General features: G+C 69.6%; 7 protein-coding genes. 5 read left to right on the top strand and 2 right to left on the bottom strand.

The annotated features are described in order from the left end of the window. The first annotated feature begins 35 nt into the window (after positions 1–35). The 4 genes from VGO10_RS04765 to VGO10_RS04750 all read left to right on the top strand — a co-directional run bounded on the left by VGO10_RS04765 (position 36) and on the right by VGO10_RS04750 (position 9551). Positions 36–4307, top strand: a complete 4272-nt coding sequence (locus tag VGO10_RS04765) for a hypothetical protein (RefSeq protein WP_327465696.1) — start codon at positions 36–38, stop codon at positions 4305–4307. A 2-nt stretch (positions 4308–4309) separates the two neighbouring features. Further along, the gene (locus VGO10_RS04760) at positions 4310–8287 is read left to right on the top strand and encodes a hypothetical protein (RefSeq protein ID WP_327465694.1); all 3978 of its coding nucleotides are present in this window, start codon (positions 4310–4312) and stop codon (positions 8285–8287) included. 200 nt (positions 8288–8487) lie between these two features. Then, positions 8488–9045: a nucleotidyltransferase domain-containing protein gene (locus VGO10_RS04755; protein WP_327465692.1), complete on the top strand. Its 558-nt coding sequence runs from the start codon at positions 8488–8490 to the stop codon at positions 9043–9045. Next, on the top strand, positions 9042–9551 hold the full coding sequence (locus VGO10_RS04750; protein ID WP_327465690.1) for a hypothetical protein: 510 nt from the start codon (positions 9042–9044) through the stop codon (positions 9549–9551). The genes VGO10_RS04755 and VGO10_RS04750 overlap by 4 nt, the downstream gene beginning before the upstream one ends. Here the strand turns inward: VGO10_RS04750 and VGO10_RS04745 are convergent. Together VGO10_RS04745 and VGO10_RS04740 are read right to left on the bottom strand one after the other, a co-directional pair. Continuing rightward, entirely contained in the window at positions 9541–10230 is a 690-nt protein-coding gene (locus tag VGO10_RS04745; RefSeq protein WP_327465688.1) for a TetR/AcrR family transcriptional regulator, read from the bottom strand. The two genes, VGO10_RS04750 and VGO10_RS04745, sit on opposite strands and share 11 nt — an antisense overlap. 72 nt (positions 10231–10302) lie before the next feature. Further along, positions 10303–12261: a TetR/AcrR family transcriptional regulator gene (locus VGO10_RS04740; protein ID WP_327465686.1), complete on the bottom strand. Its 1959-nt coding sequence runs from the start codon at positions 12259–12261 to the stop codon at positions 10303–10305. A 108-nt stretch (positions 12262–12369) separates the two neighbouring features. Between VGO10_RS04740 and VGO10_RS04735 the strand changes: the two genes are divergently transcribed. Then, on the top strand, positions 12370–13518 hold the full coding sequence (locus VGO10_RS04735; RefSeq protein ID WP_327465684.1) for a TetR family transcriptional regulator: 1149 nt from the start codon (positions 12370–12372) through the stop codon (positions 13516–13518). The last annotated feature ends 233 nt before the right edge of the window (positions 13519–13751 follow it).

The following is a 13751-nucleotide window of genomic DNA, read 5'->3' as shown; positions in this document are numbered from 1 at the left end:
TCGACACGATGAACATCACGAGAGGGACCACCTGCATGACTGACCGTTTGGTTGATGGCGACGCCGGCGCGCCGGGGAGCTTGGCTCGCCGCCTGCGTTTCGCGCCGCTCGTCACGCTCGCCGCTGTCGCGCTGCTGGTCTTCGGTGCGGCGTCGGCCTCGGCCTTGCAGACCCATGTGTTCTCGTCGAGCTTCGGGAGCGCGGGTTCGGGTGCCGGTCAGGTGTCGTCTCCTTCGGGGGTGGCGGTCAACGCCACCACGCATGACGTCTACGTGGCCGACACGGCGAACCTCCGGGTCGATCAGTTCTCCTCGGCCGGCTCGTTCATCCGTGCCTGGGGCTGGGGCGTCGCCGACGGGCTTCCGTCGCTTGAGACCTGCACGCTCACCTGCCAGGCCGGGATCTCGGGCACGGGTGCGGGCCAGTTCACGACCCCGACGTTCATCGCCGTTGACAACTCCGCCGGAGCGTCCGCAGGCGATGTCTACGTGGGCGACACCGGCACCAACCAGGTCCAGAAGTTCACCGCGTCCGGGAGCCTGGTCTCGGCGTGGGGATCGGGCGGCATGCTCGACGGCACCACCGCCACCGACGGTCCCTTCGGCGCCCTCGCGGGCATCGCCGTCGACACCACCGGCAACCTCAACGTCTTCGACACCAACACCCGGCTCTTCCGCTTCGCCCAGGACGGCTCCTTCATCACCGACTTCACCACCGCCCGCGGCACCAGTTCCAACGGCCTCGCCGCGGACGCGGCGAACAACTTCTTCAAGGTCAACGGCGATCTGTCGGTCGAGGAGTTCCAGGCCGACGGCACCGACATCGGCCAGGTCACCGCCTCCACCTCGACCACCGGCATTATCACCGACGCCGCCACCGGCGACCTCTACGTCGACACCGGCGCCGCGATCGAGCACTACACCTTCCCCGCCTGCGCCCCGGCACCAAATGCAGGCTGCACCCCGGCCGACACCTTCGGCTCGGGCCACCTCACCGGCGCCGCCGGCCTCGCCACCGACCCGTCCACCGGCACCGTCTATGCCGCCGACGTGGCCGCCAACCAGATCTCCGTGTTCAACGGCGCCGCCATTCCTGACGCTACGACGAGCCCGGCGTCCTCGGTCAGCAAGCATACGGCCACCCTCAACGGCCACCTCGGTCCGGCCGGCGGCGGCGACGTTTCCGACTGTCACTTCGACTACGTTGACGACGCGACCTTTGAGGCGCAGGGGTACACCGGAGCGCAGACGATCGCCTGCATTCAGTCAACGCCGATCTCGTCGGGGATGGACGTCACCGCCGCTCCGTCGGGCCTCAACGCGAGTACGACGTATCACTTCCGGCTCGTCGCGACCGGCCCACAGGGCACGAACACAAGCGACGGCGCCACGTTCGTCACCTCGGTGGCGGTCAATGTCAGCATCGCGGCCGCCCATCCGGTGGGCACGACGACAGCGACGCTCAACGGGCACGTCGATTCGAACGGCGGCGGCGACATCACCGATTGCCACTTCGACTACACCGACGACACGAGCTTCCAAGCGAGCGGCTTCGCCGGCGCCCAGTCGGTGCCATGCGCTCCTGCCACCCCGATCTCGTCGCCGACCGACGTGTCGGCCGACCTCTCCGGGCTGATCTCCGCGACGCCGTACCACGCTCGCCTCGTCGCGACGAACGCCGACGGCACGACTAGTACCGATGATCTGCCGTTCGCGACCACCGGCGCTGCCATCCGCGACGAATGGGCGACCGGAGTCGGTCCGACCGAAGCGACGATCAAGGCGACGATCAATCCCAACCGCCAACAGACGACCTTCCACGTCGACTACGGCCCCGACACGACCTACGGTCAGTCGGCGCCCGTCCGTGACGCCGACGTGGGCGCCGGCTCGGACGATCTGACCCGCGCGCAGCTCTTGACAGGACTGACCCCCGGGAGCACCTACCACTACCGGGTCGTCGCCACCAACGACGCAGGAAGCGTCGCCGGCCCGGACCGCCTGTTCACGACCCTGCCGGTGTCGCCTCCGAGCGCAGCGTGCGCCAACGACGCGCTGCGTGACGGCATCGGGTCGCGGCTCCCCGATTGCCGCGCCTACGAGCAGGTCTCACCGGTGGACAAGAACGGCACCGACGCAGCCTTCCTCGAGGCCGGCGCGGTCACGGACATCTCACGAAGCGCGGTGGCCGGCGGAGCGGTCGTCTTCGCGACCTTCGGCAGCGTCTTCGCTGGAGAGCCGAGCGGTCAGACCAGTGACTACTACCTGTCCCGTCGGGGCGGGGACGGCTGGACGACGAACGGGATCAACCCGCCGCTCAAGGCCACGGCCGCCATCGTCAACGACCCGTTCACGGAGATGCTGTTCACGGATGCGCTCGACAAAGCGGTGACGAACGTGACGTCTCAGAACGGTCCCCTGCTGACGCCGGACGCAGGACTTGGGCAGTTCAACCGCTACGTCCAGGACCTCTCTGATCCGGCCCACCCGTCGTATCAGTTGCTGACCCCGCCGAGCACAGACGTGTGTACCACGTTTGTCTACGGCGCCTCGGCGGATCTGTCGCACGTGATCTACTGCAGCACGGCCAAGCTCACGACAGACGCCGTGGCCGGCGCGCAGAACCTCTACGACTGGGTGCACGGCGCGTTTCGGTTGGTCAGCATCGCGCCCGACGGTACGCCCATGAGCTCCTCCGACGCTCGGTTCGCGGCGGTTCCGTCGACGATCTCGCGCGACGGCTCGCGGATTTTCTTCCAGGCGGACGGGAACCTGTACCTCCGGCAGGACGCGACGAGCACCATCCAGATCGATGCGGCGCAGGGGGCGGGACCGGGCGGTGGCGGGTTGTTCCTTGGAGCCAGCGACGACGGCTCGAAGGTCGTGTTCGCCGCCGCCGCTTCTGCCGGCCTGACCGATGACACGGTCCCGGGCAGCGGGCAGAACCTCTACCTCTACGACGCTGCCAACGCGAGCCACCCCCTGACCGACCTGACGCCTGCCGCCGACGTGAACCTTGACGGCCTGGTGGGCATGGGGACGGACGCCTCGTACATCTACTACGTCGCCGACGGTGCGCTCGCTCCGGGAGCACAGGCGGGCGACTGCCAGGCGTCCGGGTCAGGCCACTGCGATCTGTACGTCTATCACGCCGGCACCACGCGGGTCGTGGCCACCTTGTCGCGCAGCGGCGACTCCTCTGACTGGGCGGTTCCTGGCTCGGCGGGGTCCGGCGGGATGACGTATGGCCAGGTGTTCGTGACCCCCGATGGCAAGCACATGACCTTCCGGTCGTTCGGGACCCCGACCGGCTTCGACAACCGGCCGGCGACACCCGGTGCGTGCGCGTTCGGGGCGTCCGATCCCGACGAGCCTTGCTCACAGGTCTACGTCTACGACGCCACCGCGAGTCAACCCGCAGACCGGCTTCGCTGCGCGTCGTGCAATCCGACGGGTGCCCGGCCTCTGGGCCCGGCGTCACTGCCGGTGAACATCGGCGCTGCCGGCGTCCTCGCCTACGCGCCGCGGTATCTGTCGGCAGACGGGACACGGCTCTTCTTCAACAGCGCCGACTCGCTCACCGGACGTGACACGAACGGGCTCAGCGGGTGTGCCTCGCTGACCGCCATCGCCCTGGCGTTCTGGCCTTGCCAGGACGTCTATGAGTGGGAGGCCGACGGTGCGGGCTCATGCCACGGCTCGACGCAGAACGGCGGCTGCCTGTCCCTGATCTCGAGCGGGTCGAGCGACGACACGACCTCGTTCCTCGACATGAGCGCGGACGGGAGCGACGCGTTCTTCGTCACGCGCGACCAGCTCGTCGCTCAGGACCAGGATGGCCTCTACGACGTCTACGACGCGCGGGTCGACGGCGGATTGTCATCGCAAGTCAAGCCGCCGCCGTCCGACTGCGCGGCCGACGCGTGTCGTGGTCCGCTTGCCGCCGTCCCCGCGGCACCGCTGGCCGCGACGGTCAGCTTCAGCGGCCCCGGCAACGCAACGCCACCACCGGCACCGGCTAAGGCCGGGAAGGTCACCGTCGTGAAGCGGCCGGTCAGGGGAACGCACTTCACGATCAGCGTCAAAGCTCCGGCGAAGGGCCGGATCACCATCACGGGGGCCGGGATCAGGACCGCCCGCAAGTCGGTCGGAAAGGCGGGCACCTTCAAGATCGAGGTCGCGCTCACCGCGAGGGAGCGGCGCGCGCTCGCGCGCAAGCGCCGACTGAAGCTCGCGCTGCGCGTGACCTTCGCGCCGGCGAGCGGCTCTGCGTCGCACGTGTCCTTCTCGATCACTGACAAGGCGTAGGCATGCCAACCGGCAAGGAGACCAAGACGATGATCCGCACCCGCATTTTGGCAGCGCTTGTCGCGCTCGCCGCGACCGGCATTCTGGCCGCCCCGGCCTCCGCGGCGATGACCCGGCAGCCCCTGACGCCGATCGGGTCTTTCACCTCACAGAAGATTGCGGGTCAAGGGCCGACTGTCGATGCCCCGCAGGCGTTGACGGTGGACCAGGCAAACGGCGACGTGTATGCGCTCGATCCGGTTGCCGGGGAGCTTGTCCGTCTCACCGCGTCAGGCAAGGCGCACAACTTCACCGCGGGTCCTGGAGCCGGCACCAATGCGCTCCCGCTCGCCACCCTGAACGGCAGCCACACCAACGAGATCGCCATCGACAACTCGGGCGGACCTGCCGACGGTGACATCTACGTAGCGGACGGCAACTCCGGAACCATCGCGGTGTTCGCCAACAGCGGTGCGTCGCTCGGGACGCTCAACGGCTCAGGCACCCCAGATGGTGGGTTCGGCCTCGCCTGTGGCGTGGCGGTCAACCAGACGAACGGTGACGTCTATGTCGGCGACCTTGGGTCGGACTCGGTCTGGCGGTACTCGCCGTCAAGCACCGTGGTCTCCGAGTCGGACTACTCCGGAGGCATTCGCACCGCGAACCCACCCTGCAGCCTTGCTGCCAACGGAAACAGGGTCTATGCCGGCGACAACGTCAATCACACCGGCCTCGGGCAATTCGACGCGTCGGACTTCTCGATCGCGCCGTCGACGCCCACGCCGACCATGATCGAACGGGGCGTCGCCTCGCCGGCCGGTACGGTCCTCAATCCCACCGCGCTCGCCGTCGACCCCGCATCCGGGAACCTGTACGTCGACGAGTCCAGCTGGGTGGCAGCGTTCGCGCCCGACGGGGCGTTCCTCTACCTGTTTGCCGGCGATGGCGGGTCGAGCGGCATCGCGGTCGCCGCCGGCGGGAACGTCTACGTCTCGGCGCCCGCCGGCGGCTCCACCAGCGCCGCTGCCAACGTGGGCGCCAGCCACATCGATGTCTTCGGCCAGCCGGTGCCGCAGCCCGGGTACGGCTTCTCGAACTTCGATGGCGGGGTCTTCGACGCGGATGGATCGACCGTCACGCAGGCGGGGTCGCATCCGTACGAGGCGACGACGACCTTCTCGATCAATGAGCTGATCGACCCGTCGAACCCGGCCGGCTCGACCACCCCGGTCGAGATGACCAAGGACGTCAAGGTCGACCTTCCCGCAGGCTTCATCGGTGACCCCACCGCGGTTCCGCAGTGCACGCCACAGAAGGCGAGCCAGCTCGACTGCCCAGATGACACCGCGGTGGGGATCGCCGCCGTCCAAGCCGGCTTGGGGGGCATCCCCACCGAGACCTGGACGGCCGTGTACAACGTCGCACCGCCTGCTGGGGTGCCCGCGGAGTTCGCGTTTCAGGACAACAGCTTCCCCGTCCGGCTTGTCGCGTCTGTCCGTTCGGGCGGCGACTACGGGCTGACGGTCGTCGGAGCCAATGCCACCGAGCAGGGCGAGCTCGTCGGCGCCATCGTGACCTTCTGGGGCGTGCCCAGCGATCCGAGCCACGACGGCTTGCGGGGGGACTGCGCTCGCGGGGAGGGGCTGATCGGCACGCGGCCCGGAGCGGACCTCACCTGCCCGTCGGGGCAGCCGCCGAAGGCGTTCCTGACGCTGCCCACGTCCTGCACCGGCCCAGCGACGACGACGATCTCGGCCGACTCGTGGGAGAACCCGGGCACGTTCGTCTCAGCCAGCTTCGTGAGCCATGACCTGCAGGGAAATCCGGTCGGCGCCACGGGTTGTGACCGGCTCGACTTCTCGCCGTCGATCACGCTCAAGCCTGACACGGCGTCTGCCGACGCTCCTGCGGGCCTGAGCGTCGACCTCCACATGCCGCTCGCGGGCCTGCGGGACCCCAACGGCCTCGCCGAGGCGAACTTGAGGAAGGCCGTCGTCACACTGCCGGCCGGTTACTCGGTCAACCCGAGTTCGGCCAACGGGCTGGACGCCTGCTCCTCCGATCGCATCGCGCTCTCGTCACCTGAGCCGGCCACCTGCCCGGATGCGTCGAAGATCGGCTCGGTCGAGATCGACACCCCGCTGCTCGACCACCCGATCAAGGGCGGGGTCTATCTCGCGAGGCAGAGCGACAATCCGTTCAAGAGCCTGCTCGCGATCTACATCGCGGTCAGCGACCCGAAGACCGGGATCGTCGTCAAGCTGCCGGGCCATGTCGAAGCCGACGCCACGACGGGCCAGTTGAAGACCACCTTCGACAACAACCCGCAGCTGCCGTTCACCGACCTGAAGGTCGACTTCTTCGGCGGGCCGCGCGGCGCGCTGGCGACGCCACAGCAGTGCGGCACCTACACCGCCACCGCGGAGTTCACGCCGTGGTCGGGGACGGCATCCGTCACACGTGCCGATCAGTTCGACGTCACGAGCGGTTGTCAGAATGGCTTCCACCCCTCGTTCACCGCGGGAACGCAGAACCCGCATGCCGGCGCCTTCTCGCCGTTCGTGCTCTCGTTCTCGCGCTCGGACACCGACGAGAGCTTCCAGGGCCTGTCGGTGACGTTGCCGGCAGGGCTGTTGGGCAAGCTCGCCGGGGTCCAGGAGTGCTCGGAGGCGCAGCTGGCCGCGATCTCGACCGCACTGGGCGCCGGTGGTGCCGAGGCGGCGAGCCCAAGCTGTCCGGCAGGCTCCCAGGTGGGGACCGTGACGAGCGGTGCGGGGGTCGGTCCCTCGCCGTTCTTCTTGGGCGGCAAGGCCTATCTGACCGGCCCGTACAAGGGCGCTCCTTATGGGTTGGTGGTGGTGATCCCAGCGCAGGCCGGGCCGTTCGATCTCGGCAATGTCGTCGTGCGTCAGCGGCTGGAGATCGATCCGATCGACGCGCATGTGACCGCGATCTCCGATCCGCTGCCGACCATCCTGGACGGCATCCCGCTACGGGTCCGCCGCGTCGACGTGACGCTAGACCGGCCCGACTTCACGCTCAATCCGACGAGCTGTGCGGCCAAGCAGATCCAGGCGCAACTGGTGTCGACCAGCGGCACGCTGGCCGATCTGGCTGCCCCGTTCAGCGTCGGCGGCTGCAGCGACCTGGCCTACGCGCCGAAGCTGGCCATCGCCTTGACGGGCAAGGGCCAGACGACCGACGACAAGCACCCCGGGGTGCACGCGGTGCTGACCCAGCCAGTGGGGCAGGCCAACAACAAGAAGGTCACCGTCAGCCTGCCGCTGTCGTTGGCGTTGGACCCGGACAATGCGCAGTCGCTGTGTGAGTTCACCGATGGGTCCAAAGTCGACCCGACCTGCCCGAAGGGCAGCATCGTCGGCACCGCCACGGCCAATTCGCCGATCCTCGACCAGCCGCTCAGTGGGCCGGTGTACTTCGTCAAGAACATCCGCAAGGACCCGAAGTCGGGCCGTGAGATCAGGACGTTGCCCAAGCTCGTGATCCCGCTGACCGGCCAGAACGGGCTGCGGCTCACCGTGACCGGCACCAGCAATGTTGTTGATAATCATCTGGTGAGCACATTTGACAACCTGCCCGACGCCCCGGTCAGCGATTTCACACTGGACATCGACGGCGGCAAGCACGGCATCCTCGTCGTGTCGGGCACCGACATCTGTAAGTCCACGCAGATCGCCACGCGCGAAGCCGATGGCCAGAACGGCAAGCAAGCCAATGCTGATGTTTACCTGCAGACCTCGGCCTGTCCGCTGAAGATCATCACCAAGAAGGTCGGCAAGACCTCAGTGGCGGTCAAGGTCGGCGGCCTCGGCGCGGGCAAGGTCACCGTCACCGGCAAGGGCATCAAGAAGACCACCAAGATCATCGCCAGCTCGACGGTCGCCACGATCACCGCCAAGCGGACCAAGGGCAAGCCCGGCAAGGTCACGGTCTCGTTCGACCCGACCGGACCGGCCAAGGCGCGCAAGACCAGCAAGTAGCGCGGCGTGCCCGGGTCGCGGTTGACACCGCGACCCGGGGCCGCTGGCCTAGCTGTTCAAGATAGGACCCCGCGACGCGCGGGTCCGAGCGACCTACGAAGCGGTCGGGGTACGCGTCGCGATCGCCAACCGGACCGCCTGTTGGACATACCAACCGCTCTGTCCGGACACACAAGCGCTACGCTGTCGATGTGGGTCTCATGTTGGCGCAGATCGCGAAGAGCGTTGGTACCGGCGAACGGACGCTGCGCCGGGCGATCTCCGACGGCACGATCCACGTAGTTCCGGGGAACACTCGCCCGTTGCTGGTGACGGCCGAGGAAGCCGAGTACGTCCGGCTCCATTGGAACGAGCTCGGCACGTTGCGTCGTCTCCTGCGCACCGAGCCCAACGTCGGGTTGGCGGTCGTCTTCGGCTCGTTCGCTCGTGGTGAGGAGGAGCCCGACTCCGACCTCGATCTCGTCGTATCGCTGCGCCGTCCTGAGTCGCTCGGCCTTGAGCGCCTGCGCGAGCGTATGCAGTCGCATCTGCGCCGGCCTTTGCAGCTGATCGCCCTCGCCGATGTCGAGCGCAGTTCTTCGATGATGTATGAGGTGATCCGGGATGGGCGGGTGCTTGTCGACCGCGAGGGGCGGTGGGCGGCGCTTCAGGCGCGGCGCGGTTCGGTTGCCCGGGCTGCACGCGCCGAGGGCCGGCGTATCGAAGATGAGGCTCGCCGTGCGATCGAGCATTTCTCCGCGCTTGCGCAGCAGTCATGACCTCCCGCCCGCCTGTTGGCGCGGCTGCGCGCCGTCAGAACATCGATCGCCTACTCGTCGCGCTCGCTCGCTCCGACGCCCAGATGCAGACGGCGCTTGCCGCCTTTGCGCCGAACTTCGATTTCCAGGCATTCCAGTACGCGTGGATGGCGACTGATCCCGAGGAGCGCAACCGGGCGCTGCTGGTCCGCGGCAACTTGGACGACATCCACAACATGTTGGTCAAACTCATCACCACATCGGTCAAGCTGGCACGACAGCTCGGTCAGATCGGCCCCGACGCTCCCAAGGACCCCTACGAGGCGCTCGCGCAGCTGAAGCTGCTCACACGGCCCGAGCGTAACTCGCTGGACCTCACGCTGGCGACGCGCAACGAGAGCCAGCACGCCTACGAGCACCTCCAGGCACGTCAGGTCCACGCAGCGGTGCTCGCTCAGCGAAAGACCGCGCCCGGACTCATCGCGCGGCTCGGGCGCTGGGTCACCGAACTTCCGGTCACGTCATAGCCCACCCTTCTTCGCCGCCCACCCGCCGCAGCATGCCCACCCGCAGCGCCTCGTCCACCCCGAAGAACGTCGACACGCACACGTAGCTGAGTGCCGGCAGCGCCTCCGGCAGCTCGTGCAGCGTGTGCTGCGCGGCGTGCCGATAGATGACCTCCCACAGCCCGCCGCCGATGCACAGCGACACGATCTCCCGGCTCGGCGGCGCCTCGTCCAGCGCCGCGAAGCCGCCGTCCAACAGCTCACAGAACAGGTCCAGCATCCGGTCCTGGCGCTCGTAGACCAGTGGCCCCAGACGCGGCAGCTCGACGACCGACAGGTACGTCATCTCCGGCGCCTCGGCCAAGTCGTACAACATGGCACCCAACGCACGATGCAGGGCCAGCGGCCCGTCGTCACCGGCCTCCATGAACGCGCCCGCCACGCGCCCGAAGAGCTGCTGCGTGCTCGCGGCCACCGTGTCCAGCAGGCAGTCGATCGGCGTCGGCCAATGCGCCTTGACGTCCTCCAGCGGCACGCCCGCGCGCCGCGCGACCTCGCCGAGACAGGTCAGCGCGAGGCCGCGCTCGTAGACGGCGGCGGCGAAGGCCGCCATCAACTCCTCGCGCTCATCCTGTGGCGCGAAGCTTGATAACGGTAGACCGCCGAGGTCCATGACGGTCACCTTACGCACGGTGCCCACCAAAAATCCATAGCAGTTCGGGAGACTTTCATGTCTCCCGAACGCGAGCGGTGAAGCGAGAGTGAGGCGCGCTCAGCGGGGCGGCGAGCCGGCGGCCGCGAGCTCGGCCACGCGCCGGGCCTCGTCGGCGCCGAAGAACGGCGTCAGCGTCTGCAGGCTCAGCGCCCGCAGCTCGGCCGGCAGCTCGCCTATCCGGCCCTCACGCGCAAAGCGGCGCAGCACGGCGAAGATGCCGTCGAGCACGACCCCCAGCGCGGCCAGCGGCTGCGGCGCGCGCTGGTCGATCGCCGCGACCTGGCCGGCGATCAGCTGGAAGAAGAGCGAGATGTAGCGGTCGCGCAGCGCCGAGATCGCGGGGACCAGCTCGGGCTCGTCGGTCACCACGAGCGCCGAGACGGTCGGGGTGCGGGCGAGATGGCTCAACGCCGCCTCCAGCGCGCGGTGCGCCGCCAGCGGCGGGTCGTTCGCCGCAGCCAGGAACGCGCCCGCGGCGATGACCACGAGCTGCCCCGCCCACGCATCCAGCGCCTGCGTGGCGCAATCGAGCTCGTCGACGAACAGCGCGCTCGCGACGTCGAGCTCGACCCCGGCGCGCTGGGCCACGTCCGACAGACGGGTCGCCGCGAAGCCCTCCTGCGCAACTGTGTCGGCGAAGGCATCCATCAACAGGCGGCGCGTGTCGGCCGTGGTCTCGGGATCAGACGCGCCCAAGCTCGCCGCCGCCGCGCGCGCCGCCGGCGAGCCGAACAACGGCACGAAGACGATCTCCACCAGCGCCGACGTCAGGTCCGGCAACTCGGCGGTCCGGTCATCGACGACCCACCCGGCGATCAGGCTGACGATCCCGCCGACCAGCGCGAACGGCACGATCGCCGGCTGCTTCCCACGGTCTCCCCCCGCGCGCGTGATCAGGCGCGTGAACGCTTCTGTCGCATCGTCGATCGCCGACGTGGCGGCGCGCCCGGCCGACGGCGCGTCGACCAACAACAGCCGCGCACGCGCCGGCTCGGCGGCCAGATGGTTCAAGCACGCGCTGACGGCGGCGGTGACCTTGGCCTCGGCGTCGCGCTGGGGCGCGGCCGCGTACCAGGCGGCGGCGAAGAGCTCGACGAACGCCTGGTCGAACGCGGCCGACCACGCGTCCTCCTTGGACGCGAAGTGCTGGTAGAAGGTCTGGTGCGACATCCCGGCAGCGGCGATCAGGTCGCGCACCGAGGTCGCCTCGAAGCCGTGCTGCGCCGAGACGGCGAGCACCGCCTCGAGGATCCGGGCGCGCTGATGGCGCTTGACGAACGCCGGCGGCAGGCCGTGGCGGCCGCGGGGGAGGGGGAGCGTGAAGGGGGATGGCGTGTCGGCCGTCGAGGCGCTCGGCGGGTGCGAAGGCGCCGGCGCGCGGCGCGGCGCGTCGGTCTCATACAGCGCGCCCCAGCCGGCGAGGTCGAGCGCCGCGGCGCGCAGCGGGCGCAGCTTGCCGGTGCGCAGGTAGCGCTCGAGGACCGCCATCGTCCCGCCGGCCAGCACCGCGAGCGCCGGCTCGGAGACGACGGTGCGGCCGTTCGGCGTCGCGGCCCGGCGCAGCGACTCCTCCAACTCGGTGGTCAGCTGCCGGCGGCGCTCCACGCCCGGCGGGCCGACCGTGACGATGTCGACCACCGCCAGCCGCGCGGCCGCGGGCGCCCGGAGCACCGCGTCGACGACGGCCGACAGGACCCCGGCCAGCGCGCGGCGCAGGTCGTCCTCGGGCACCGCCGGCCGCGCGCGCGCCGCGCCCCCGATCTCCCGCGCGATCGCGTCACCGGCGTCGAGCACCAGCTCCTGCTTGCCGGAGAACAACTCATACAACGTGGCCGTCGAGACGCCGGCCGCGGCGGCCAGCGCGTCGACGGTCGTGGCCCCGTAGCCGTGCTCGCCGACGACCTCCACCGCGGCGGCGTGCAGCAGCGCGCGGTAGCGGGGGGCAGCAGCGTCGGCATCCAGCGCGTGGCGACCACGCGGCAACCGTGGCGACGAGGGTCGACGGGCGGAGGCCATGTCTGGCTGAAGGATACGTGACGCAACACTTTGCACAAGGTGTCCGTCCTCGTCGACCGAAGGATCTGTGTCGCAAGAAACTTGCATCGTGGTCTAGCATCCGCGGCTGTGTCGAGAAACGTTCGTGTTGCCTCGACGGACGCAGCCGACCTCGCGGCGCTGCCCCAGCAGGCCCAGGACTTCCGCCGTCGCGCGCGGATCGTCGACGCTGCCGTGCGCGAGGTGGCCGAGCACGGCTACGGCCAGGTGACCGTCGCGAGCATCGCCGAACGGGCCGGCGTCTCGCGCCGCACGTTCTACACCACCTTCTCCAGCAAGCAGGACGCGCTGATCTGGGCCTACGACGCGGCGGCGGCCTACGCCATGCCGCAGATCCTGCACGCGCTGCGGGCCGAGCGCGACTGGGCCCGCGGGACCGCCGCGGCGCTGGCGACCTACCTGGCGATCCTCGACTGCGACCACGCCTGGGCGCTGGCCTGCCTGCGCGACATCCCGGCTGCGGGCGAGCGGGCGCGGGTCGCTCGCGACGCGGTGCGGGCGCCGCTGCTGGCCGCGCTGCAGGAGCGGATCGCGGCCCAGCCGGCGTCGGTCGTGGGGGTCGACACCGTCGTCGCGGCGGTCGACGCGATCGCGGTCGATGGCCTACGCCATCGCCCCGAACAGCCTTTGTGGGAACGGCGTCGCGAGCTCACGAGCTTCGCGCTGGCGCCGTTTGCCGACGGGGAGCCGACCGTGGCGGCCGACGCGGCGGCGATCAGCAAGCTGCCCGACAGCGGGCAGATCGAGGCGCTCGTCGCCGAGGGTCCGGAAGGCCGCGCCGACCTCGAGCTGCTCGTGCGCGCCGCGATCGCGCGGCGCGACGGGCCGACGCTGTGGGAGGTCGTCGTGCGGTTGCAGCGGCGCAGCGCGGCGGGCGGCTCGCCGGCGGGCGACGACCTGGCCGCCGAGGCGCTCGACGCGCTGGGCGACGCATGGTTCTTCGGGCTGCCGATCGCCGAGCCGGACGGCGCCGCCGGCGCCTCGGGGATCTCGGAGACCGACACGCTCTACCTGCGCTACATCGCCGCCCATCCCGACAGCAGCGGCGAGCAGATCCGCCGCGGTCTCGCCCTCGGCCACCTGTCGCAGGTCAACCGGACGCTGCAGCGTCTGGAGGGCCACGGCGTGGTGGCGCGCGAGCCGGGCCACGGGCGGGCGAACGCGTGGCGGCTGACGGCAGCCGGCGTCGCTGCGTTGCGCATGCCGAGCCGCGCCTGAACCTGCGGCGAAACAGCTCCTGAAGCCAGCGTTCTCGTTGCTCCTCTGAAGGATTCGTGACGTAAAGACTTGACTTCGGACATCGGGCCGTTTACGTTCCCGATCACACCGACTCGCCACGTCCCCGCGACGGGACGGCGAGCGGGAAGGGGCCGCGGGAGAGCGGCCACCGGGTCGAGAAGCAATCTGCTGGAGGAGACGACGTGTCCACTGTGCCTGCTCGCAGGTCATCG

The organism is Baekduia sp. (genome assembly GCF_035996765.1).
Classification (GTDB): domain Bacteria; phylum Actinomycetota; class Thermoleophilia; order Solirubrobacterales; family Solirubrobacteraceae; genus Baekduia.
The sequence above is the reverse complement of the archived record's forward strand: the minus strand, read 5'-3'. Positions and strand labels throughout refer to the sequence as shown.